The sequence below is a fragment of the Halococcus sediminicola genome, assembly GCF_000755245.1.
Lineage (GTDB): Archaea > Halobacteriota > Halobacteria > Halobacteriales > Halococcaceae > Halococcus > Halococcus sediminicola.
Window position 1 is genome coordinate 25,371 of sequence record NZ_BBMP01000002.1, and the last position, 21,748, is coordinate 47,118.

Below are 21,748 nucleotides of genomic sequence, written 5' to 3' on the forward strand. Positions count from 1 at the left end.
GGGCGGTGGCGTTTGCTCGCGTGAGGATGAGCAAGATCACGTTCCGCGCCGACGACGAGCTCATCGACGAGCTCGAAACCCTGGAGACCTCCAAGAGCGAGGCGATGCGCGAGGCGCTCCGGGCGTATCTCGCGCGGGACGAGGAACCGGCGTCCGACAGCCTCGACGCCATCGTCGCCGAGCGCGTGGACGCGCTCATCGACGAGCGACTGGGCGCGTTTACGCCCGCTCAACCGCAGGACGTGAACGTAAACATCACGCTCGACGGCGATTCCGTCGAGACGAGCGAGGGGCACTCGGCGGGACGTAAGACGGAGCGCGCGCCGGCGCAAACGGGGTCGGACGCGCGTAAAACGTGCGCGCAGTGTGGTGAGGAAATCGGCGAAGAGCACGTTTACTGCCCGAATTGCGGGGAGAAGGCGGCTCACCGGGTGTTCTGTGACTGCGGCGACGAGCTGCGCTCGGACTGGGGGTTCTGTCCGAGCTGTGGCCGACGGACCCCTGCAGCCGACGTCCTCGATGGAGCGTAAACGGTGTAGAAGGCGTCGTGTCCGTCGTTTTCGTCGTTATTCGGGACGCGTCTTACGGAAGCCGGTAGTTTTATTACACCTGCCGTAATTGCATACTTTGCGTAAGACGACCGTCTTACAGATGGCGTGCCCGGGGACGACGTCGCTCCCGGCGTGCGGTTTCGGTGTGTAAGACGCGTCGCAAAAAGGAGAAACAATGGAGCGTGTGACACTGCGAATTCCGAAACAGCAGATCGAGGAGGTCGAACGAATGGTCGAACTCGGCGAGTACCCGAATCGCAGCGAGGCGATTCGGGCGGCCGTCAGGGAGATGGTCGCCGAGGAGGGTCGCGGAGAGCGCCCCACCAAACGACCGTTTGCGAGGGCCTGAGATGCAGGACATCGTCGAGTCGGCGCTCGAAAACGCCGAACTCGAAAAACAGCGCCGCGACGAGACGGAGTTGGAGGAGTTCGGCGACCCGCGCATCGTCGTCGTCGGCTGTGGCGGTGCGGGCAACAACACCGTCAACAGGTTGTACAACATCGGCGTCGACGGTGCCGAGACCATCGCCATCAACACCGACAAACAGCACCTCCAGATGGTCGAGGCCGACACGCGGGTGCTCGTCGGCAAGAGTCTGACACAGGGACTCGGCGCGGGTGGCGACCCGGAGATGGGCGAGCGCGCGACCGAGATGGCCCAAGGTACCATCAAGGAGGTGCTCTCGGGGGCAGACCTCGTGTTCGTCACTGCAGGAATGGGTGGCGGGACGGGGACCGGAGCCGCCCCGGTCGTGGCGAAGATCGCCAGCGACGAGGGAGCCATCGTCGTCGGGATGGTCTCCACACCGTTCAATGTCGAGCGGGCCAGAACTGTCAAGGCCGAGGAGGGGCTCGAAAAACTCCGCAGCGAGGCCGACTCCATCATCGTGCTCGACAACAACCGCCTGCTCGATTACGTTCCCAACCTCCCCGTCGGCAAGGCCTTCTCGGTGATGGACCAGCTTATCGCCGAGACGGTCAAGGGAATCTCCGAGACCATCACCCAGCCGTCGCTCATCAACCTCGACTACGCCGACATGACCTCCATCATGAACCAAGGCGGCGTGGCTGTGATGCTCGTCGGCGAGACACAGGACAAGAACAAGACCGAAGAGGTGGTCAAGGACGCGATGACTCACCCCCTGCTCGACGTCGATTACCGGGGTGCCTCCGGTGGACTGGTCCACATCACCGGCGGACCCGACCTCACCCTGAAGGAGGCAGAAGAGATCGCCGAGCGCGTCACCGATCGGTTGGACCCGAGCGCGAACGTCATCTGGGGCTCGCGCATCCGTGAGGAGTACAAGGGCAAGGTCCGCGTGATGGCCATCATGACGGGCGTCCAGAGCGCCCAGGTGCTCGGTCCCGACGCCCAGCAGCAGGCCGACCGCTCGCGCGCGGCGCTCGAAGAGGACTTCGAGACGAACACGGCCCAGAGCGACGGCGGCCATGAGCGCGAACAGCAGAACGGTCTCGACGTCATCCGATAGCTCCCCGCCTTCGGCCCTCCAGCCCCGTCGGGACCGGCTCGCAGAACAAACAGCGAGTAAACAACTATATTTTCCGTCCAATCATTTCGGTTCTCAGTGTAGCGATTCGGCCGAAACGTTTCCGATGAAATAGTGTGACAGTTCCGCGTGCGTTCGCGTGTAGTACGCGCTCTCAGGCCGCGTGGACTGCCTCGGTGAGCTGGCACGTCCGACAGAGTTCGCGTGTCGTGGCGTTGCCACAGCGCTCGCACTCGCCGAGATCGGCACCTTCCGCGCCGTAGGCGCTGGCGGCCAGTTTCGCCAGTTCCTCGTAGCCGGCCATGATGGAGTGGCGCGTACCGGGATGGCGCTCTTCCATGTCGAGGAGGAGCTCCTGGATCTCGCCGCGGTAGGCCTCGGTGGAGTGGGGGCACTCGGCCATGTGAACGGGCAGATCGGCGAGGTGAGCGTAGAGGGCGACCTCCTTTTCGGGTACGTCCCGCAGGGGTTTCGCGCGCGGGACGAACTCCGTACTCTCCGCGCGCTCGTCGAACGGCCCGAGGCTCGCGTCGAAGTGTTTGGCCATCTGGGCGACGTCGCCCTCGAAGAAGTTCATCAGCGCGGTCTGGGCCTCGTCGTCGAGGTTGTGACCCGTCAGGAGTTTGTCCGCGCCGAACTCGTGGGCATAATCGGCGAGCAGATCTCGCCGGAAGACGCCACAGTACGCACACGCGGCCATTCCCTCGGGGTCCTTTTCGACGACGTCGTCCATCTCCAGGTCGAACTCGTCGGTGTAGCTCACCACCTCGTGGTGGATGTCCAACCCGTCGGCAAGTTCGGTCGCGGCGTCGAGGCTCTCGTCGCGGTAGCCCTCGATACCCTCGTGGATCGTGAGCGCGACCAGTTCGATGCGCGGGTCCGCGGCGAACGTCTCGTCGAGAATCGAGGTCAGTACGACGCTGTCCTTCCCGCCCGAGAGACCGACCAGCCACGTCTCGGGGTTTTCGGGGGTTGCATCCTCACCGACGAGACCATCCTGACGGATGCGCCGGCGGACGCGCTTTTCGACCGACTCCCGGAGGTGGTGGTCGCAGAGATGCGCCCCGGAGTACGCGGCGTGAACCACCGCGTCGCGGTCGCACTTGGTGCAGTTCATGCCGCGAATTACGCCTCTCCACTCTTTTACTCGTCGGGTGTCCGCTCCGGCTTCGCCGTCCGTTCGCACGTCCAGTGGGATGCGAAGCGTTCCACTCGGTTCGCACGAGTGCGAGCGCGCCACCGCCGTTCCTCAGCGGTGGCCATCGAGCAGCCGCTCGACGTATTTGGCTATCACGTCGACCTCGATGTTCACCCCGTCGCCCGGTTCCATCCGGCCCATCGTCGTCAGGTCGTAGGTCGCCGGAATCACGGCCACCGAAAACGAGTCGGGGTCGAGGTCCGCCACGGTGAGGCTGATGCCGTCGACGGTTATCGACCCCTTCTCGACGACGTAGCGCCCGACCTCCTCGGGCAGCGAAAATCTGAAAACCCAGTCCTCGCAGACCTGTTCGACTTCGAGGACTTCGGCGGTCGCATCGACGTGGCCCTGCACGAAGTGGCCGTCGAGACGGCCGTCGGCAGCGAGTGCGCGTTCGAGGTTGAGCGCATCGCCCGGCTCGACCGTCGAGAGGGTCGTCCGATCGAGGGTTTCGGTCGAGCAGAACAGCTCGACGCTCTCATCTACCTCCTCGACGGTGAGACAGGTGCCGTCGACGGCGATGGAGTCGCCGTAGGCGAGACCCGCGAGGTCGGTCTCCAGATGGATGCGCCGTCCGCCCTCCTCGTCGCGCACGTCCCGAACCTCGCCCGTGGTCTCGACGATGCCGGTGAACATACTCCTCGTACAATGCGTCGCGGGATGAGTGTGGCGTTCGGGAGCCACGTCGCTTATAATGGCCGGGTCCCAGTTGTGGTCAATGTCCACCGATTCGCACGTCACACGACTGTTCGGCGGGCCGGGCAGCGGGAAGACGACGGCGCTGCTCGACCGTGTCGAGGAGATCCTCGACCAGCCGGACGTCACCGTCGACGACGTCCTCGTGGTGTCGTACACCCGAGCCGCGGCCACCGAGATCCGCGAGCGCCTCGCCGAGCGCCTCGACGTGAGTCCGCGCTCGCTCAAGGGCAACGTCTCGACGATGCACGCGAAGGCCTACGAACTCCTGAACCTCTCGCGTGGCGACGTCGTCGGCGAGAGCGACAAAGAGGAGTTCTGCGAGAGCTACGGTCTCGAATTCGAAGACGAGTACGAAGGCTCGCGCCGGCGGAGCGCCCGCTCGACCACCATCGGTAACAAGGTCATCGCCACGAGCCAGTGGCTCCAGCGCACCACCAGGGAGGTCGCCGACTGGTACGACGTCCCCTTCCAGTGGGACGACGAAGAGGTGCGCTTGCCTCCGGAAATCGACGACAACGCCCAGCAGGGTAACAAGTACACGCCGACGTGGCCCTCAAGCGACGACCGCATCGACGTCCCCGAGGCGATCCGGGCGTGGCGGACGCACAAGGGCGAGGCGGGCAAGGTCGGCTTCGCCGACATGCTCGAACGGGTCGCACAGCGCTCGTTGATTCCAAGCGTCGACTATCTGGTGATCGACGAGTTTCAGGACATCACCACCCTCCAGTACACGGTCTACGAGGAGTGGAAACCACACGTCGAGCGCGTGCTCATCGCTGGCGACGACGACCAGGTGGTCTACGCCTGGCAGGGCGCGGACCCGCAACTCCTGCTCGACGAGGGGGGCGAGGACGTCATCCTCGACACCTCCTACCGGCTGCCATCGCGCGTGCTCACCGTCGTCAATCGGGAGATCCGTCACATCGAGCAGCGCCAGGAGAAGAACCTCAGACCCCGCATCGAGGGCGGCAGCGTCGAGGCGATCGACAGCCCCTCGATACTCGACCTCGTGCGCAACGTCCGTTCGACAATCGAAAACACCGACGAGACGGTGATGGTGCTCTTCCGGGCGCGCTACCAGCTCTTCCAGTTCATGGACGAGTTCATCGGTGAGGGGATCCCCTTCCGCGCGCTCACCGACCAGCGGATGTGGACCGACCGGCTCGCGGACTACGTCCGCGCCGTCGAGAAGATCGCCGCCGACGAACCCATCACGGGACTCGAAGCCCGCCGGCTGGCCGACATGCTCGCCGACACGGCGTTCGGCACCAACCACCGCGACGGTCTCTACGACGCCCTCGACGAGCGCCAGGAGGAGACGGGCGTCGAGGATCTCGCCGACCTCGCCATCGACCCCGGACTCGTCGAGGAGCACGCACCGTTCATGCCCGGCCCGGCGGCGGCCGAGGACATGCTCCGGAAGACCTCGCAGTTCCAGAAGAAATCGGTCAAGGCCTACTTCGCGGGCGACTATCAGGACGTCGACCGCGACCGCGTGCGTGTGGGAACCATCCACTCGGCGAAGGGCCGCGAGGCCGACCACGTCTTCGTCGCGACGGACCTCACCGAGAAGGTCGTCGAGCAGATGGCCGCCTCCGTGCCGGACGGGACGGACGTGCCGGGCGGGGAGTTCTCGAAGAACACCGACCCCGTACCCCTTCTGACCGACAACGAGCGTCGCGTGTTCTACGTCGGGATGAGCCGCGCGCGCGAGCGACTCGTCCTCCTCGAAAACCTCGTCAGCGGTGCGCCCACACTTCCCGTCGACGTGTTGCTCGACAACGAACCCTCCGGCGTGTCGGTCGAGGACGTCCTCGACGAGGCCGAAGCGCCCGCCGCCGACTAGTTCTCGGGTTCGTCGTCCTTCACCACCGCACCAACCGCCTTCTCGGCGGCCGCCGTCGGCACGTCGTCGGGCGTGGTGACGTACTGTTTCAGCGCGACCATCAACACGGCGACGAGACAGAGCGCCACGCCGACGACCGTGCGCCCCGATACGAGTAGGTTCACACCGAGTAACGCGACCGGGAGCGCGAAGGCGAGCGTCACCACGAGGCCGAGCGTGTTGAGGATGCCCACGACCCCTTTCGGGAGGGGCGTCACTTACCGGCTTCGTCCCGCGAGAGAACTAGTCCCGCGGCGACCAGCCACAGACCGAACACGTGCTCGCCTCGGTCGCGTGAAGGCCGCCACAGTCCGGACACTGCTTTTTGTTGTAGCTCTCGTCCCACCCCGGTGAGTCGGTCTCGTGGCCGCGCCCGGCCAGAAAATCGTCGATGTCGGTCTCGTTCGGTGCGGTCGCCATACGTGATACGCTATGGCACACCAGCCATATAGCTCTGGTGGCTGCGACCATCCTCCACAGCGATCGAAACCGACGTGTGGCCTCAGAGGACGTACAGCGCGCCGTATTTCTCGTTCACGTAGTCGAGGAAGTGGTCGGCGGTGAACGGTTCGCCGGTGGCCTCCTCGACGAGGTCCGGCGTCGTGTAGCGCTTGCCGTGCTGGTGGACATTGGTGGTGAGCCAGTCGTGCAGCGGGCCGAATTTCCCCTGTTCGATCTGCCCGTCGAGGTCGTCGATGTCTTCGTCGGCGCTCGCGTACAACTGCGCCGCGAGCACGCTGCCGAGCGAATAGGTGGGGAAGTACCCGAAGGTGCCGTGTGACCAGTGGATGTCCTGCAAACATCCTTGAGCGTCGGTGTCGGGCCGGACCCCGAGATACTCCTTCATCTTGTCGTTCCAGACTTGGGGGACCTCGCTCACGTCGAGGTCGCCCTCGATGAGTTCGCGCTCGATCTCGAATCGGAGCACGATGTGCATATGGTAGGTCAGTTCGTCCGCCTCGACCCGAATGAGGTTGTCATCATAGACGCGGTTGGCAGCCTCGTAGGCCTCTCGTGCGGTGACATCGTCGAGTTCCGGGAAGCGTTCGTGGACTCGGGGCAAAAAGAGCGACCAGAACGGCTCCGAGCGGCCCACGTGATTTTCCCAGAGTCTGGATTGTGACTCGTGGACCGAGAGATTTCTGTTCTCGCCGAGCGGCGTTCCGTACTCGTCGTCGGGCAGGCCCTGCGTGTAGGTCGCGTGGCCGAACTCGTGGATGGTGCTCGTGAGCGCGCCGAGCATGTCTGCCTCGTCGTAGCGCGTCGTCACGCGCGCGTCGAAGGTGGTGCCCGTCGAGAACGGATGCGGCGCGGTGTCGAGTCGGCCCCGGTCCCAGTCGTAGCCCAACGTATCGAGCGCGTCGCGGGTGAGTTCTTCCTGCGTGTCGGCGTCGAATTCCCCTTCGAAGGGTCGGGCGAGTTCCACGTCACTCGCGCCCACTCGGTCGATGAGGGGGACGAGTTCCTCGCGCAGGCGCTCCAGGATCTCCTCGGCGGTGTCGAGACCGAGATACGGTTCGTAATCCTCGAAGAGCACCTCGTAGGCCGGCCGGTCGGGGTCGATGTGCTCGGCGTAGTCGCGCTTGAGACCGATGAGTTTCTCCAGAACGGGCGCGAATTTCGAGAAATCGTCCCCGGCTCTGGCCTCCTTCCAAATCGGTAGCGCTTCGCTCGTCGTCTTCGAAATCTCCTCGACGAGGTCGGTTGGAACGCGCGTCGCACGCTCGTATTGGCGGCGGATCTCGCGGACGGCGGCAGCCTCCTCTCCTGTGAGGTCCGCGCTCTCGGCCGCATCGAGTGCCTCACCCATCGCTTCCTCCGTGAGGAGTTCGTGACTCGTCGCCGAGAGCGCCGAGAGCTGTGCCGAGCGCGCGGGCGTGCCGCCCGCGGGCATCATCACCTCCTGGTCCCAGTTGAGCACGCCTGCTGCGTTCTCGATGTTCGAGATGCGCTCGTAGCGCTCGACGAGATCCCCGTAGGCGGTGGTCTGCGTGGCGTCGGTTGCCATACTCGAATCCCGGGGCGGCGGCCTATCAATTCTTGCCTCCCAATGCCACGCTCCGGTAGATGGCATAACAACGCTCCAGTCCGTCGAGCGAGACGCTTTCGCCTTTGGTGTGCGCCTCGCCCGGCTCGGCGGGGCCACAGACCACGCACGTCACCCCCGCCTCGGCGAGCCAGCCCGCATCGGTCGCGTGCGGTTTCGTCACCGCCTCGGGGTCACCGTATTGAGCCTCGTCAGCGGCCGCGAGCACCTGCTGGGCGAACGACTCGTCGTCGCAGGCCATCGGCGGAAGGTCCTGATCGATCTCCCATTCGACGCCCTCACACTCGACCCGCGAGAGCGGCGCGCGCTCTCCTGGGACTGTTCGCTCGTCGACGGTCACCGAGCAGGATTCGGGGATCACGTTCCACGCCGACCCGCCCTCGATCTCAGTGACGACGACACTTCCCTTCACGCTCTCGCCGAGAACGTCGGCGCTCGGCCCGTCCATCTCCCGAACTCCGTCGACCGCCTCACCCGCCCGGTAGATGGCGTTCTCGCCGGCCTCGGGTTCGCTCGCGTGTGCGGCGGTCCCGCGGGCGGTGATAGTGCTCGCCCGCCGGCCCTTGTGGGCGATTGCGACGTCCGTCACGCCGGCCGCCGAGTATCCCGTCGAGCCTTCGCCGACGATGGCGTAGTCGGGTGCGAATCCCTCGTCGATGGCGTGGCGTGCGCCCTCGCCACCGATCTCCTCGCCGACGAAACTGGCGAAGACGAGTTCGCTCTCAGGACTCACGTCACGAAAGGCACACATCGCGGCCGCGACAGCGCCTTTCATGTCCGCCGCACCGCGCCCGTAGAGGCGGCCGTCGCGCTCCGTGAGGACGTATTCGCCGCCGTCGAGCTGCGAATCGTCCGGCGGCACCACGTCGTGATGGCCGACGAGCGCGAGCGACGTTCCACCGCTCCCGCGCCGGGCGATGACGTTGCCGATCTCGTCACGAGTCACGTCGGCGTCGGTCTCGCGGCGGAGCCAGTGTTCGATGAAGTCGCCGACTTCGGTCTCGTCGTCGTGACTCGGGATCGCAACGAGGTCGCGGGTGAGGGCAGAGAGGCCGGACATGACTGGCGGTCGGGCAGCGGCGCATAAGCGCTTTCGCCCGCGCTTGAACATCCTTATGCCGCTCGCCGGCGTTGTTCGCTCATGACTATCGTCCCGGACACGAGCGCCGTCATCGACGGACGCGTGTCCGAACGAGCGGCGAGCGGTGCGCTCTCCGGCGAGACGGTCGCGGTTCCCGAGGCAGTCGTCGCCGAACTCGAAGCCCAGGCCAACGCCAGGACCGAAACCGGCTGGGAGGGTCTCGACGAACTCCAGCGACTCACCGACCTCGCCGACGACGGCGAGATCGAGATCGAATACATCGGGCGGCGACCCGACGCGAGCGAGCGCCACAGCGCCGCCGAGGGCAGCGTCGACGCGCTCATCCGCGACCTCGCGGCCGAGCACGGCGCAACCCTCCTCACGAGCGACGAGGTTCAGAGCGAGGTCGCCCGCGCCACCGGGCTTTCCGTCGAGTACGTCGAACCCGAGGTCCGTGAGGTCGAGGCGCTTTCCATCGAGGAGTTCTTCGACGACGAGACGATGAGCGTCCACCTCAAAACCGATGTTCCGCCGATGGCGAAGCGCGGGACGGTCGGCGAGATGCGCTTCGAGGAGATCGGCGACGAGGCGCTCACCGAGGGCGAACTCCGCGAGTGGATGGGGGAAATCGAGAGCGCCACGCGCGCGTCGAGCGACGGGTTCGTCGAACTCGATAGTAACGGGATGACGATCGTCCAGTTCGGCGAGTACCGCATCGCGCTCGCCGAGCCACCCTTTGCCGACGGGCTGGAGATCACGGCGGTTCGCCCGATCGCCGAGACCGAACTGGCGGACTACGACTACGCCGAGGACCTCCGCGAGCGCCTGCTCGACCACCAGCGCGGCGTGCTCGTCGCCGGCGCACCCGGAGCGGGGAAATCGACGCTTGCGGGTGCGGTCGCCGAGTTCCTCGCCGATTCGGGCTTCTCGGTGAAGACGATGGAGAAGCCGCGCGACCTGCAGGTGGGTCCCGACGTGACCCAGTACACCGAGCTCGACGGGCGCATGGAGAACACGGCCGATTCGCTGTTGATGGTACGACCGGACTACACTATCTACGACGAGGTCCGCAAGACCGAGGACTTCTCCGTGTTCGCGGACATGCGCCTCGCGGGCGTCGGGATGGTCGGGGTCGTCCACGCGACGCGGGCCATCGACGCGCTCGGGCGACTGGTCGGTCGCGTCGAGTTGGGTATGATACCCCAAGTGGTCGACACCGTAGTGTTCGTCGAGGCCGGCGAGATCGCCACCGTCTACGACGTCAAGACGGAGGTCAAGGTTCCCGAGGGGCTGATGGAGGAGGACCTCGCGCGACCCGTCATCCAGGTCCGGGACTTCGAGACCGGGCGGCCGGAGTACGAGATATACAGCTTCAACCGGCAGGTCGTCACCGTGCCGGTGGGCGACGCCGAGAGCGAGGACAGTGGCGTCGACAGGATCGCAAAGCAGGAGATCGAGCGGGAGATCCGCTCGGTCGCGCACGGGAGCTGTGAGGTCGATCTCAAGAGTGCGAATACGGCTGTGGTCTACGTCGAGGAGGCCGATATCTCGACGGTGATCGGCAAGGGTGGCGGGCGCATCACCGACATCGAGAACAGGCTGGGCATCGACATCGACGTGCGGACGTTCGACGAGCGGCCCGATGGGCGGTCCGGCGGCGGTGCTGGCGGGTCGAGTGGCGGTGCGGGCGGCGGTGGCGGCAGCGGTGCGGGCGATATCGTGACGCCCGAAATTACTGCTCGACACGTCGTCATCCCGATGGAGGGTCACGCGGGCGAGACGGTCGAGGTGCAGGCCAACGGCGAGTATCTGTTCACGGCGACGGTCTCGCGCGGCGGCGAGGTGCAGGTTTCCCGTGGGAGCGCCATCGCCGAGGAGCTGGAGCAGGCCATCGACCGCGGGCGGCAGGTCACGGTCGCGCCGTCGTAGGCAACCACAGCCGGTCGATTTTCTGTGATTCGTACCCGTGGCTGCGGCGTGGTTGCGGTGCGGGTGCGGTTCCTAGTGGATGAAGGGCGAGGCTACGAGCGAAGCGAGTAGCCGAGGGCTTCGGCGGTGCGGTGTTGTGCGGTTGTGGAGCTGTCGGCTGGAGCGCGTCCGGCGTCAGCCGGACGCGCTCCGACGGGAAAGGTAGGGCTGCGGTGCGGAAATGGTGGATTGCGGACTCTGCGCGGGCCGGGCGCGTGGCCCGGCCCGCGCAATGCGTTGCGGTTGCGGCCTGGTGGTGCCGAAAAATCGAAGATTTTTCGCATGCCAAAAACGCCGCGCTGCGGCGTTTTTGAGCAACACGAAAAGGGCGAGCGAGCGCGCCAAGCGCGAGCGAGGGCTTTCAGGTGCGCCAGTACGACGGAGTGAGGAGGACGAGCACGGGTAGGATTTCGAGCCGGCCGATCCACATCAGGAAGGTCATGAGCAGTTTCGAGGTGGCCGGGAAGTCGAGGTAGTTGTTCATCGGGCCGACGGCTCCGAAGCCCGGACCGACGTTCCCGAGGGTTGCGGCGACGGCGCTCATCGCCTCAAAGGCGGGGACCTGCTGGCCGACGCGCCAGGCGTCGGCGACCACCAGCAAGGTGGCGACGAAGAAGAAGACGAGATACAGCAGCGTGAACGCGTAGATGCCGCGGATGGCGCGCTCGTCGACGACGCGACCGCCGAGGCGCACCGGCGAGACGGCCTCGGGGTGGACAGTCGTGAAGAGCTCTCGACGGAGGGATTTGACGATGACGACCCAGCGGACGATCTTGATCGCGCCGCCGGTCGAGCCGGCCGAGCCACCGATGAACATCCCGAACAGGAGGAGGTACTGGGCGGGGTCGCTCCACGTGTTGAAGTCCATGTTGGCGTAGCCCGTCGTCGTGATGACCGAGACGACGTTGAACGCGGCGTGACGGACCGAGTCCTCGACTTCGCCCATTATCGGCGGCACCGCATCCGTGACGGTCTCGATGCCCGTGCCGGCGAAGAGCAGTCCGGCGACGAGCGCCGTGAGCACGCCGATGACGCCGACGTACGAGCGGAACTCGATGTCGTCGGTCAACTCGCGTGGATCGCCACTGAGAACGTGCCAGAAGAGCGCGAAGTTCGTCCCGGCGGCGACCATGAAGGGGATGATGACCCACTGGACGGCTGCCGAGAACGCCTCTATCGAGCGGGCTTCGGGCGAGAAGCCACCCGTGGGCATCGTCGTGAGCGGATGGGCGACGGCGTTGTACAGTTCCATGTTCGGGGCGAGACCGGCGAGATGCAGCCCGTAGAGGAGCACCATCTCGAGGAGGGTAAATCCCAAGTACGCGAGCCAGAGCACGCGCGCGGTCTTCGCGATGCGCGGCGTGAGCTTCTCGATGCCCGGACCGGGCGCTTCGGCGTCCATCAGTTGTGCGCCACCGACCGAGAGTTCCGGCAGGATGGCCACGGCGAGGACGACGATGCCCATCCCGCCGAGCCACTGGGTGAGCTGTCGCCAGAGCAAGAGTGCGTGCGAGTGCTGGTCGAAGGAGATCTCGCCCATCACCGTCGCGCCAGTGGTCGTAAAGCCGCTCATCGCCTCGAAGATCGCATTGGCGGGATGGGCGAGCGTCGATGCGGTGCCAAAGCCCGCCAGCAGGTACGGAATCGCCCCCACGAGGGTGACGACGACCCACGTGAGCGCGACCATCAGAAAGCCCTCGCGCGCGCCGAGGTCGGGATTCGGCTCCGCGCGTTCGAGCGCCAGTCCGACGACCACGGTGACGACGAACGCGATGGCGAACGTCAGCACGTCCCGCCCGTAGAACAGCGCCACCGCGAGCGGGACGAGCAGCGTCGCCGAGAGGTACTTGACGACCGTGCCGACGAGACCGACACTCGCCCGCCAATCGACACGCAGCCGGCCCATCGACCAGTTCAAAGCCACGTTCGGCTTGGCGACTGTCTCCCAAATTAGTCCATCGTTCTACGACCGCCAGAACGCGCCCGTAAAGAGCACGAGCACGGGCACGATCTCGATGCGCCCGACCCACATCAGGAGCGTCATTGCGAGTTTCGTCGAGACGGGAAACCCCTCGTAGCTCCCGTAGGGACCCGCGAAGCCGAAGGCCGGGCCGATGTTGAGAACGGTCGAGGCCGCCGCGCTCATCGCCTCGAACTCGGTGAGATCGAGACCGACCCGTGCGGCGTCGACGACGACGAACACCGTCAACAGCGAGACGATGACGATGCTCACGAGCGTGTAGGTGTAGATGTCGCGGATGGTGGTCTCGTCGATCGGCGACCCCGAGAGGCGCACCGGGCGGATCGCCTCCGGGTGGATGGCCGTAAAGAGGTCGCGCCGAAAGGTCTTCACGACGACCAGCCAGCGGACGGTTTTGATCGAGCAGGTGGTCGAACCGGCCATCCCGCCGATGAACATCCCGACGAAGAGGACGTGTCGCGAGAGCACCGACCACGCGTCGAAATCGACCGTCGCGTAGCCCGTGGTCGTGAATATCGAGACGACCTGAAAGAGCGCGTGTCGGAGCGTCGTTTCCACGGTTCCGAACCGGCCGTCGAGTGCGAGCGACGTGGCGACGAGCGCCGTCGCGGTGAGGACGATCCCGAGATAGAAACGAAACTCCTCGCTTTCGCGCAGGCGGCTCGGGTCGCCCTGCGTGAGGTGATAGAGCAACACGAAGTTGGTCGCGCCGACGAACATGAACGGGATCGTCGCCCACTGGACCGCCGGCGAGAACGCGCCGATGCTCGCCGCTTTAGGCGAGAAGCCCGCCGTCGAGACGGCGGTGAGTGCGTGGGCGACCGCGTCGTAAAGCGTCATCGCGGGTGCCATCCCGGAAAGATGCAGTGCGAACAACACGACAACCATCAACCCCGTGAGTCCGGCGTAGATGCCGCCGAGCAGCCGTGCGGTCTTGGTGATCTTCGGCGCGAGCTTGGTGACGTCGGTGGTCTGGGTTTCGGTTTCCATCAGCTGTGCGCCGCTAACCGAGAGTTCCGAAAGCAGGCCGACTGCAAGCACCAACACCCCGAGACCGCCGAGCCACTGGAGGACGCTGCGCCAGAGCAGTATCGACCGCGAGTGAACGCTGAAATCGCCGATGACGGTCGCACCGGTCGTCGTAATGCCGCTCATCGCCTCGAAGAGGGCGTTGACCGGGTGGGCGAGCGTGCCCGCGCCGGCGAGGACGAAGGGGATGGTGCCGACGAGCGCGACGGCGAGCCACGCGAGCGCCACCAGCAAGAACGCCTCGCGCGGGCCGGGCGTCGAGCGCTCGAAGCGCTTCAGTCCGGTGCCGACCGCGAGCGCGAACACCGTCGGGACGGCGAACGGGAGCAGTGCTTCGCCGTAGACGAGCGCAACGGCGACGAGCGCGGCCAGCGGGGCCGCGAGTGCTTGGAGGACGATCCCGAGGAAACTCGCGCTCGTCCGGACGTCGACCCGAATCGCCATCAGACGCGGCGTGCCACCGCGTCGATGGCGTCGGTTTGTGCGAAGACGACGACGTGGTCACCCACCTCGACCACCGTATCGCCCCGCGGGGTGATGAACTCACCATCGCGGGTTATCGCGCCGACGGTGACCTGTGCCGGGAGGTCGGCGGCGGACTCGCTGATGGGGCGGTCGGCGAGTGAGCTGTCGGGGCCGATCTCGATTTCGAGGACTTCGGCGCGGTCGTGATCGATGATGGCGATGTTCTCCATGTGGCCGTCGAGGGTGAAGCGGATGATCTCCTCGGCGGTCGCATCGCGCGGGTTGATGGCCGCGCCGACGCCGACCGCCTCGAAGAGATCGGTGTATTCGGCGCTCTCGACGACCGCCACCGTCCGACTGACGCCGACACGCGTGGCGAGCAGCGATGCCAGCAGGTTCTTCTCGTCGGAGCCGAGCGCGGCGATGGCCACGTCGGCGTCGCCGACGTGTTCGCGCGCGAGGAACTCCCGGTCGGTGGCGTCGCTCGACATAACAGTAGTATGAGGGAGGGCCTCGGCGAGTTCGCGCGCGCGCCCCTCGTCGCGCTCGATGAGTCGCGGGTACAGCCCTCGCTCTTCGAGCAGTTGGGCCGTCTGGACGGCGATCTCGCTCCCGCCGATGATGACGACGTCCTGTCCGTCGCTGTCGCGGTCGGGCGCGAGGTCGGCGGCGAACGCGCGCGTGCTCTCGGGGCTGCCGATGACGATGATCTCGTCGCCGGCTTCGAGTTCCGTCTCGCCTTCCGGGATGAGAACGCCCTCCTCGCGGAGCACGGCCGCGAGGGTGAGTTCGGTGAAGTGGTCAGCCTCGGCGACCGTCTGGCCCGCGACGGGACTGTTCTCGGGGATGCAGAACTCCGCCAACAGGACGCTCCCTTCGGCGAAGACATCGACGTTCTGGGCGGCCGGCAGCCCGATGACGCGGGCGATGGTCTCGGCGGCCAGCAGGTTCGTCGAGACCATGAAATCGACGCCGAACGCGCCGCCGGCTTCCTCCCACGTCGCCAGGTAGTTCGTCGATCTGACGCGGGCGATGGTGAAGGGGTCGCTCGCCGTCTTGGCCGTCGCGCAGGTGACGATGTTCGTCTCGTCGTCGTCGGTGCTCGCGATGACCATGTCCGCCTGCTCAACGCCGGCCTCCCGCAGCGTCGAAAGCGACGTGCCGTTGCCCTCGATGGCGAGCACGTCGAGCGAGTAGGTGAGCGATTCGACGCGGTTGTCGTCGGTGTCGATCACGACGACCTCGTGATCGTCGTCGAGGCTCTCGGCGATCGAGGAGCCGACCTGTCCGGCCCCGACGATGATCACGCGCACGGGTATCGCCCTCTGACCATACCGACGGTTCTCGCCGGCGAGTAAGTGGATTTCCCTTTCAGCGTCGCCCGCCCGCTCACTCCGTGACCGTGACCGTGCCGACCATCCCCGAACTGACGTGGGGGATGCAGACGTAGGTATACTCGCCGGCGGTCTCGAAGGTGTGTTCGTAGGTCTTGCCCTCCTCAACCACGGCGTAGGGGTCGCCGCTCTCGTGGGAGGCAAACGGCTTCGCGCCGTCGGGGAGGCTCACTTTCTCGCTGTCCTTCGGCACGGCACTGACGTTGTGACCGGCGCTCTCGAACTCCCACGACACCGTGTCACCGACCGACACCTCCACGTGCTCCGGCTCGAAGACGAGTTTCCCGTCCGGGCCAGCCGCGACCGTGGTCATCTCTCCGCTACTCGCACTACTGGCACTCGTTCCGTTCCCACCGGTCGTTGCGTTGCCATCGCTCGTCGATCCGGCGCTTCCGTCGGTGCCCGCACCGGCGCTCTCGCCGCTCGTCGTTTCGCCAGCGCCACCGCTCGTCGTCCCGTTCCCGCCGCCGCTACCGTCGCCGCCGTCGCCGCTGGAGGAACCGCTGCTACAGCCGGCCGCGAGTGCGGCGCTGGCCGTGGCGATGCCGGCGAGGAACCGTCGCCGATTCGTTCGTTGCATTCGCCGAGAGCTTTCGGGAGGACGGACAAAAGGCGTTGGATATCGTCGTGTTCGGCGGCCTGCGCTACCGATGGACACGATCGTGCAGCGAGGCATCTTTTCCGTCGAACGAGGCTACTCGCCGCGGATGCCGGCCCGCCGACCGCGCTCGATGGGCGCGCCGACGGTATTACCCCACTCGACCCACGAGCCGTAGTAGTTGCGCACGCTCCCGTAGTCGAGCAGCTCGTGGAGGACGAACCAGGTCAGCGCCGAGCGCTCGCCGATGCGACAGTAGACGACCACCTCCTCGTCGATGCCCGCCTCGCGGTAGATGTTCCGGATGGTTTCTTCGGATTTGAACCGGCCGTCGGCGTCGACGACCTGGCTCCACGGGACGTTCACCGCGCCGGGGATGTGCCCGCCGCGCTGGACGCCCTCGTTCCAGCCCGGCGGCGCGAGCACCTCGCCGCGGTACTCCTCGGGGGTTCGGACGTCGACCAGCGAGGTTTCACGAGTCATCGCCGTCTCGACTGCCGCGCGGTCGACACGGATCGCTTCGTTGGGGCTCGCGCCGGTGTACGACTGCGGGCCGAATTCCGGAACTTCATCGGTGAGGTCGTAGTCTTCGGCGAGCCAGCCGTCGCGGCCGCCGTCGAGCAGGCGGACGTCGGCGTGGCCGTAGTAGCTGAGCAGCCAGTAGCCGTAGCCGGCGAACCAGTTCATCATGTCGCCGTAGACGACGACGGTCGAGTCGGGGGTGATACCGATCTCGCCGAGCAGCGCCTCGAAGTCGGCGACCGACGGGATGTCGAACGCCGTCGAGTCCTGGAGATCCTCCTTCCAGTCGAGCTTCGTCGCTCCTGGGATGTGGCCCGTCTCGTAGCTGCTCGGGTCGAGATCGACCTCGAGCAGGCGGGCGGCGGGGTCGTCGGCCACGAACTCGTCGAGGCGCGCCGCGACCCACTCCGGCGGGACGAGCACGTCCGTCGCGTGGTCGGTCATCGCTTACCGTCCGCTAGGTCGCAGTGGCTATTAAACCCGTGCTGTGGCTATCGACGACGCGCCGCTCACCGTTGGGCGACGTACTGAAAACGGGCTACCGGAGCCAGCGATCGCGCTCGTCGTCGGCGACGTAGCGGCGCGCGAGCTGGCTCTCTGCCTGTCGGAGCCGATAGGAAAGCGTCGAACGGGGGATATCGAGCTCGTCGGCGAGTTCGTCGAGCGTCGTCTCTCGTGGGGTTTCGTAGTACCCGTCCTCGACGGCCGCCTGGAGCGCCGCGCGCTGTTCGGCCGCCACCGAGACCGACGCCAGCGAGTCGCGCTGCCAGCCGTCGGCGTCGCGGAGATGGCCCATCCGAAAGGAGAGCCCGTCGCGCAGCCGGGCGGCGAGTTCGTCGTAGAGCACGCCTACCTTTGCATCTGAGCGCATCAGCACGCGCCAGGAGTGACGGTTCTCGCTTCGGAGGGTTTCGAAGACGAGTCCGGGCGGGAGATGTTTTCCCGAGAGGGTGTGGACGGACTCGCAGGCGCTGATCTCGTCGAGATAAGTGTAGACGACGAGTCGGTTCTCGCCGCGTTCGAGCACGTCGTGATAGCGCTGTGCCTCGCAGTCGCGTTCGGTGAGCGACTCGCCGCAGGTGTCGTCGTCGAAGCGGATCGCCTCGATGCGGTCGAGCGTCGCCGGCGAGCCGGCGATGCGCTCGATGCGCCAGAACCGCTCTTCGGTCACGAAGCCGTCGAGCGAGCGCGCCACTGCATCGGGATCGTCGATGAAGGCGTCCATGATGGGGTCGGCCCCGCGCTCGTACTCGATGGTGAACGTGAACTCCCGCATCCATCCGTCCGTTCGGCGCGCGCGAAAAGAACATGCCGTTTCCGGAGCCGCCTAAAACAGCGTCGTGAGGACGAGCAGACAGACGGTGCTCACACAGATGAGGCTCACGAGCACGGCCAGGACCGGTTTGAGACCCGTCGAGCGGAGTTCGTCGAGGCGGATGTCGAGTCCGAGACCGGCGAAGGCCAACAGGAATAGCCAGTCGGCGGCGTGTTCGAGCGAGGCGAGCTGGGCTCCACCGAGCACGCCGGTGTTCGCGACCAGCATGAGTCCCAGAAAGCCGAGGACGAACTTCGGAAACGAGTGCCAGAGGTAGCCGATGCCGCCGGGAACGGCGTCCCCGCGCTCGCCGCCCGAACGACGGATGTAGTAGAGCGCGTAGGCGATAGCCGCGAGGCCGATGAGCGCGTTGCGCGTGAGCTTAACCAGGAGCGCCCACTGGCCGGCCGCCTGTGAGAAGGCGAAGCCGGCGGCGGTCACGGGGCCGGTACTGAACATCGTCAGCCCCGCCCAGACGCCGAAGACCTTGTCCGAGAGCCCGAAGAGGTGACCGAGCGCTGGGTAGGCGAGCAGCGTCACGGCGTCGAACAGTAGTACCGTGGCGGCCGCGTAGGCGATCTGGTCCTCGTCGGCCTCGATGCTGCCGGCCGTCGCGACGACCGCCGAGACGCCACAGATGCTCGATCCGGCCGCGAGCAACGAACCGATCTTCCCGCGGATGCCGAACGCGCCGCGCGCGAGCACTTCGACAGTCAGAATGGTCGTCATCACCGTGGCGATCACGAGGAGGAGGATCGTCGGGCCGGCGTCGACGACGCGATCGAGGGCGACGCTCGCGCCCATCAGGACGATCCCGCCTTCGAGCCAGAGCTTGTTCGTTCCGACCCCGGCGCTCGCCCAGTCGGGCACGCCGTAGAGGTTGCCGACGAGCAGCCCGACGACGATCGCGAGGATCAGGTGGCTCGTCGGGACGACCGTCGCGAGCGCCCGCGCGGCCAGTCCGATGACCACGAGCACGCCGATACCAGGCAGCACCGACTCGCGGACGTTCACCACGGAATCGGAACACCCGCGGCGACGACCAGCAAGACGAGCGCGCCGAGCACCACCGCCTGCCAGTCGTGCGACAGCGCCGTCCAGTAGCGGGCAAGCGTTCTCATCATGTTCGAGTCGTTATCCATGCATCCCCCCGATCCTGTGATCGATACCGTTCCGGCCCGCTCGACGACTGGCTTGCATCTCGATCGTCCATCCGTCGATGGGAATCATAGCGTCTCGGTTGGCGCACGCCAACTCGGCCGTTCATTCGTGTCCGATGCGCGATGGGTACGGCTTCAATCGACGGTCGCCTGGAGATACGTTTATTACCTGTGTGGCAAAATAGCACGCAGAGGATGGACACCGAGCGCCTCGTCGAACTCGTCAGGCGTGCGCCAGTGCTCGCAGCGCTGCAAGAGGCCGGAGCGATGGACCGACGTGAACTGGAGACGCATCTCGACGTCTCGAAATCCACCGTCCACCGTCTCACGCGCTCGCTCAGGGAGCGTGGTCTCGTCGAGCGCGAGGCGGGCGCGTTCGTGCTCACGCCGTTGGGGACGGTGTGTGCGACGGAGGTCACGGCGTTCGCGACGACCATCGACTCGGCGACGGCGCTCGCGCCGATGGTGGCCACCGCGGACGCCCACGACGTCGCCTTCGACGTCGGCGCGTTCGCCGACGCGACCGTGACGACGGCCGCACCGGGCAACCCGTACCGGCCGGTCGAGCGGTTCATGGCGCTCGTCAGCAGAACCGACGAACTCCGCGGTCTCGACCCGGCGACCATCAACCCGCTGCACGTCGACGCCCTCTACGAACGTATCGTCGACGGCATGGCGACCGAGGTGGTCTTCCCGCCGGCGGTCGTCGAGGAACTCCTCGAAACCAACCCCGACCGCGCCGAGCACGTCATCGAGAGCGGTAATCTCACCATGCTGGTCAATGACGACCTCCCCTTCGGGCTGACGCTCTGTGACGAGCGCGTCGGTGTCGGCATCTACGACGACGACACCGGACTCCTGCGGACGTACGCCGACACCGACGCGCCCGCCGCGCGCGAGTGGGCCGAGGACGTCTATGCGAGCTACCGCGCCGACGCGATCTCGCTCGACGACCACCCCAGCCTCTCCCGACTCTCCCCCGGCGCGGCACCCGGCGAGCATGAATAGGGAGACCCGCCGACCACCGACCGCCGCCGGGCCGCTCACCCCGGCGTGTTCGGGACGCCACCGTGCTCGGTCACTATTGTGGTATTATGTCATAGTCACATAAGGACTATTAATACGGGCGCAGTAGGAGGCCACATGTACGACGTCGTCGAGGAGTCGGAGCGCGAGTCGACCTACGAATGTCTCCAGTGTGGCAAGATCGTCGAGCGAAAGACTCATCCCGGCGAGTGCTCCTGTGGCGGGAGCTTCCAGAACCGGGCGATGTCGCTCGAATAGGTCGTATGCGAAACCAGTAGATTGAGGGATGGTGGTCGCCATTCGACGCTATGAGCCTCGAACGCGAACAGCGCTGTCCGGTGTGTGACGACCAACGAGTGTTCTACCGTGCGGCGAGCACGACGCTGCATCTCGGCGAGAAGACCAAATGGCGCTGTCCCGATTGTGGGTACGGGTTCGTCACAATCGGTGACGAGATCGACACGAGCGCGTCCGCGTAGTTCCGATGGCCACCCAACGAACCGGCCACACACTTTTCTCGTAGCGACTGTTTACAATAGGTACCGAGGTACGTCGAATATATGAGGGGTCACCACACGGGCGGATGCCGATGATACGCCCCACCTTCGAGCGGGCGGCGGGTGGACTGGCGGTGGTGGACCCGATAGAGCGCCACCGATATGTGCTCTCGACGGGAGCGGTCAGTCCGGAGCCGTGCGCCACCGAGGAGTTCCGGTTTCCGGTCGACAGCGCCGTCTCGATCCGGACGGATTCGATAGCGCTGCCGAGCGTGGTGTCGGTGCACGTCCGTGACGAGAGCGGAACGGTGGTGGCCCACGCCGAACATCACGCCCAGGAACGACTCCCGGCTGGCGAGTACACCGTGGAGGTGAGCGCGCCGGTGAAACTCTATTTCGAAATCGACAGCTCCCTCCGGATCGAGGCCGACGCCGAGGAGATGGTCTTCGCGTTCGGCGAGCGGACGGACGTGGCGCTCGGCGCGCGCTCGCACCACGAGCGGCCGGCGGTGACGGTGCAGACGCCAGCGGAGCCGGAGGCGATGATGCAGGCGGTGTCGACGTTCGGGTCGGCGCTCAAAACGACGAGTCCGGAGCGCTCCTATCCCACGCTGCGGGGACACCCACCGACAGTCGAACTGGGCGAGTCGCTGGAGTTGGCGGGACTGGAACCACCCGCGACGGGTGTGACCATCGAAATCCCGCCGGAGTACGGTGCGATCTACGTGGTCGCGCCGCTTTCGTACTATCTGGGTGCGAACGTCGAACCGGGTGCGGAGCCGCTGGTGCGGACCGAGCGCGGCTTCGAGTACGGGTTGGCGGGT

22 protein-coding genes and 1 pseudogene are annotated in these 21,748 nt (G+C 66.2%); 9 read left to right on the plus strand and 14 right to left on the minus strand.

From position 1 onward, the window contains the following. Positions 1 to 26 precede the first annotated feature (26 nt). From ACP97_RS00870 to ftsZ, 3 genes are all read left to right on the plus strand, one after another. The gene (locus tag ACP97_RS00870) at positions 27 to 530 is read left to right on the plus strand and encodes a double zinc ribbon domain-containing protein (protein WP_049995963.1); all 504 of its coding nucleotides are present in this window, start codon (positions 27 to 29) and stop codon (positions 528 to 530) included. Positions 531 to 726: 196 nt separating this feature from the next. After that, positions 727 to 900: a ribbon-helix-helix domain-containing protein gene (locus ACP97_RS00875; protein WP_049995964.1), complete on the plus strand. Its 174-nt coding sequence runs from the start codon at positions 727 to 729 to the stop codon at positions 898 to 900. Position 901: 1 nt separating this feature from the next. Beyond that, a complete protein-coding gene (ftsZ, locus tag ACP97_RS00880; protein WP_049995965.1) occupies positions 902 to 2,041 on the plus strand; it encodes a cell division protein FtsZ in 1,140 nt (379 codons plus the stop codon). Between the two features lie 172 nt (positions 2,042 to 2,213). Here ftsZ and ncsA read toward each other — a convergent pair whose 3' ends face one another. Both ncsA and ACP97_RS00890 read right to left on the minus strand, forming a co-directional pair. Next, positions 2,214 to 3,176, minus strand: a complete 963-nt coding sequence (gene ncsA, locus ACP97_RS00885) for a tRNA 2-thiolation protein NcsA (RefSeq protein WP_049995966.1) — start codon at positions 3,174 to 3,176, stop codon at positions 2,214 to 2,216. Positions 3,177 to 3,308: 132 nt separating this feature from the next. Continuing rightward, positions 3,309 to 3,893 carry a riboflavin synthase gene (locus tag ACP97_RS00890; protein WP_049995967.1) on the minus strand — a complete coding sequence of 195 codons (585 nt, stop codon included), beginning with the start codon at positions 3,891 to 3,893 and terminating at the stop codon, positions 3,309 to 3,311. An 82-nt stretch (positions 3,894 to 3,975) separates the two neighbouring features. On the opposite strand from ACP97_RS00890, the gene ACP97_RS00895 reads away from it, so the two are divergent. Continuing rightward, the gene (locus ACP97_RS00895) at positions 3,976 to 5,802 is read left to right on the plus strand and encodes a UvrD-helicase domain-containing protein (protein WP_049995968.1); all 1,827 of its coding nucleotides are present in this window, start codon (positions 3,976 to 3,978) and stop codon (positions 5,800 to 5,802) included. Here ACP97_RS00895 and ACP97_RS00900 read toward each other — a convergent pair. The 4 genes from ACP97_RS00900 to ACP97_RS00910 all read right to left on the minus strand — a co-directional run bounded on the left by ACP97_RS00900 (position 5,799) and on the right by ACP97_RS00910 (position 8,948). Beyond that, positions 5,799 to 6,059 (minus strand): DUF7533 family protein, encoded by a 261-nt coding sequence (locus ACP97_RS00900; protein ID WP_237561045.1) that lies wholly within the window; start codon positions 6,057 to 6,059, stop codon positions 5,799 to 5,801. The genes ACP97_RS00895 and ACP97_RS00900 overlap by 4 nt on opposite strands. Before the next feature lie 25 nt (positions 6,060 to 6,084). Beyond that, positions 6,085 to 6,261 carry an HVO_0416 family zinc finger protein gene (locus ACP97_RS20225; protein ID WP_202593525.1) on the minus strand — a complete coding sequence of 59 codons (177 nt, stop codon included), beginning with the start codon at positions 6,259 to 6,261 and terminating at the stop codon, positions 6,085 to 6,087. An 82-nt stretch (positions 6,262 to 6,343) separates the two neighbouring features. Then, a complete protein-coding gene (locus ACP97_RS00905) occupies positions 6,344 to 7,849 on the minus strand; it encodes a carboxypeptidase M32 (RefSeq protein ID WP_049995969.1) in 1,506 nt (501 codons plus the stop codon). A gap of 25 nt (positions 7,850 to 7,874) precedes the next feature. Then, complete coding sequence (locus ACP97_RS00910; RefSeq protein ID WP_049995970.1) at positions 7,875 to 8,948, minus strand: M20 family metallopeptidase; 1,074 nt, start codon at positions 8,946 to 8,948, stop codon at positions 7,875 to 7,877. Between the two features lie 81 nt (positions 8,949 to 9,029). Here ACP97_RS00910 and ACP97_RS00915 point away from each other — a divergent pair, with 81 nt between their 5' ends. Beyond that, positions 9,030 to 10,898, plus strand: a complete 1,869-nt coding sequence (locus ACP97_RS00915; protein WP_049995971.1) for a PINc/VapC family ATPase — start codon at positions 9,030 to 9,032, stop codon at positions 10,896 to 10,898. Between the two features lie 400 nt (positions 10,899 to 11,298). Here the strand turns inward: ACP97_RS00915 and ACP97_RS00920 are convergent, their stop codons facing one another. From ACP97_RS00920 to ACP97_RS20975, 8 genes are all read right to left on the minus strand, one after another. After that, entirely contained in the window at positions 11,299 to 12,843 is a 1,545-nt protein-coding gene (locus tag ACP97_RS00920) for a TrkH family potassium uptake protein (RefSeq protein ID WP_049995972.1), read from the minus strand. A gap of 57 nt (positions 12,844 to 12,900) precedes the next feature. Continuing rightward, complete coding sequence (locus ACP97_RS00925) at positions 12,901 to 14,391, minus strand: TrkH family potassium uptake protein (RefSeq protein WP_049995973.1); 1,491 nt, start codon at positions 14,389 to 14,391, stop codon at positions 12,901 to 12,903. Further along, positions 14,391 to 15,725 (minus strand): Trk system potassium transporter TrkA, encoded by a 1,335-nt coding sequence (trkA, locus tag ACP97_RS00930; RefSeq protein WP_049995974.1) that lies wholly within the window; start codon positions 15,723 to 15,725, stop codon positions 14,391 to 14,393. The genes ACP97_RS00925 and trkA overlap by 1 nt, the downstream gene beginning before the upstream one ends. 76 nt (positions 15,726 to 15,801) lie before the next feature. After that, complete coding sequence (locus tag ACP97_RS00935; protein WP_049995975.1) at positions 15,802 to 16,386, minus strand: plastocyanin/azurin family copper-binding protein; 585 nt, start codon at positions 16,384 to 16,386, stop codon at positions 15,802 to 15,804. A gap of 114 nt (positions 16,387 to 16,500) precedes the next feature. After that, positions 16,501 to 17,370 (minus strand): sulfurtransferase, encoded by an 870-nt coding sequence (locus ACP97_RS00940; protein ID WP_049995976.1) that lies wholly within the window; start codon positions 17,368 to 17,370, stop codon positions 16,501 to 16,503. Between the two features lie 94 nt (positions 17,371 to 17,464). Next, entirely contained in the window at positions 17,465 to 18,202 is a 738-nt protein-coding gene (locus tag ACP97_RS00945; RefSeq protein ID WP_049995977.1) for a helix-turn-helix domain-containing protein, read from the minus strand. A 51-nt stretch (positions 18,203 to 18,253) separates the two neighbouring features. Then, positions 18,254 to 19,258: a YeiH family protein gene (locus ACP97_RS00950; protein ID WP_049995978.1), complete on the minus strand. Its 1,005-nt coding sequence runs from the start codon at positions 19,256 to 19,258 to the stop codon at positions 18,254 to 18,256. Then, positions 19,252 to 19,383, minus strand: coding sequence for a hypothetical protein (locus tag ACP97_RS20975; protein WP_272913428.1), 132 nt, complete (start codon positions 19,381 to 19,383; stop codon positions 19,252 to 19,254). Before ACP97_RS20975 ends, ACP97_RS00950 begins: the two co-directional genes overlap by 7 nt. A 213-nt stretch (positions 19,384 to 19,596) precedes the next feature. Between ACP97_RS20975 and ACP97_RS00955 the strand changes: the two genes are divergently transcribed. The 4 genes and pseudogenes from ACP97_RS00955 to ACP97_RS00960 form a co-directional block, all read left to right on the plus strand. Further along, entirely contained in the window at positions 19,597 to 20,409 is an 813-nt protein-coding gene (locus tag ACP97_RS00955) for a helix-turn-helix transcriptional regulator (RefSeq protein WP_049995979.1), read from the plus strand. Between the two features lie 135 nt (positions 20,410 to 20,544). After that, complete coding sequence (locus ACP97_RS19520; RefSeq protein WP_154019872.1) at positions 20,545 to 20,685, plus strand: rubrerythrin-like domain-containing protein; 141 nt, start codon at positions 20,545 to 20,547, stop codon at positions 20,683 to 20,685. Positions 20,686 to 20,735: 50 nt separating this feature from the next. Next, positions 20,736 to 20,906 (plus strand): DUF7838 family putative zinc beta-ribbon protein, encoded by a 171-nt coding sequence (locus ACP97_RS20230; protein WP_202593526.1) that lies wholly within the window; start codon positions 20,736 to 20,738, stop codon positions 20,904 to 20,906. Positions 20,907 to 21,016: 110 nt separating this feature from the next. Then, positions 21,017 to 21,748: pseudogene (locus ACP97_RS00960) on the plus strand (hypothetical protein); the annotation flags it as partial.

Excerpts from the sequence above, each read along its gene's own strand:
- ncsA (WP_049995966.1), bottom strand. The coding sequence starts at position 3,176 with ATGAACTGCACCAAGTGCGACCGCGACGCGGTGGTTCACGCCGCGTAC.
- ACP97_RS00925 (WP_049995973.1), bottom strand. The coding sequence starts at position 14,391 with ATGGCGATTCGGGTCGACGTCCGGACGAGCGCGAGTTTCCTCGGGATC.
- ACP97_RS20225 (WP_202593525.1), bottom strand. The coding sequence starts at position 6,261 with ATGGCGACCGCACCGAACGAGACCGACATCGACGATTTTCTGGCCGGG.
- ACP97_RS00875 (WP_049995964.1), top strand. The coding sequence starts at position 727 with ATGGAGCGTGTGACACTGCGAATTCCGAAACAGCAGATCGAGGAGGTC.
- ACP97_RS20975 (WP_272913428.1), bottom strand. The coding sequence starts at position 19,383 with ATGGATAACGACTCGAACATGATGAGAACGCTTGCCCGCTACTGGACG.
- ACP97_RS00905 (WP_049995969.1), bottom strand. The coding sequence starts at position 7,849 with ATGGCAACCGACGCCACGCAGACCACCGCCTACGGGGATCTCGTCGAG.
- ACP97_RS00940 (WP_049995976.1), bottom strand. The coding sequence starts at position 17,370 with ATGACCGACCACGCGACGGACGTGCTCGTCCCGCCGGAGTGGGTCGCG.
- ACP97_RS00935 (WP_049995975.1), bottom strand. The coding sequence starts at position 16,386 with ATGCAACGAACGAATCGGCGACGGTTCCTCGCCGGCATCGCCACGGCC.
- ACP97_RS00915 (WP_049995971.1), top strand. The coding sequence starts at position 9,030 with ATGACTATCGTCCCGGACACGAGCGCCGTCATCGACGGACGCGTGTCC.
- ACP97_RS19520 (WP_154019872.1), top strand. The coding sequence starts at position 20,545 with ATGTACGACGTCGTCGAGGAGTCGGAGCGCGAGTCGACCTACGAATGT.
- ACP97_RS00895 (WP_049995968.1), top strand. The coding sequence starts at position 3,976 with ATGTCCACCGATTCGCACGTCACACGACTGTTCGGCGGGCCGGGCAGC.
- ACP97_RS00945 (WP_049995977.1), bottom strand. The coding sequence starts at position 18,202 with ATGCGGGAGTTCACGTTCACCATCGAGTACGAGCGCGGGGCCGACCCC.
- ACP97_RS00955 (WP_049995979.1), top strand. The coding sequence starts at position 19,597 with ATGGACACCGAGCGCCTCGTCGAACTCGTCAGGCGTGCGCCAGTGCTC.
- ACP97_RS00890 (WP_049995967.1), bottom strand. The coding sequence starts at position 3,893 with ATGTTCACCGGCATCGTCGAGACCACGGGCGAGGTTCGGGACGTGCGC.
- ACP97_RS00910 (WP_049995970.1), bottom strand. The coding sequence starts at position 8,948 with ATGTCCGGCCTCTCTGCCCTCACCCGCGACCTCGTTGCGATCCCGAGT.
- ACP97_RS20230 (WP_202593526.1), top strand. The coding sequence starts at position 20,736 with ATGAGCCTCGAACGCGAACAGCGCTGTCCGGTGTGTGACGACCAACGA.
- ACP97_RS00920 (WP_049995972.1), bottom strand. The coding sequence starts at position 12,843 with ATGGGCCGGCTGCGTGTCGATTGGCGGGCGAGTGTCGGTCTCGTCGGC.
- ftsZ (WP_049995965.1), top strand. The coding sequence starts at position 902 with ATGCAGGACATCGTCGAGTCGGCGCTCGAAAACGCCGAACTCGAAAAA.
- ACP97_RS00870 (WP_049995963.1), top strand. The coding sequence starts at position 27 with ATGAGCAAGATCACGTTCCGCGCCGACGACGAGCTCATCGACGAGCTC.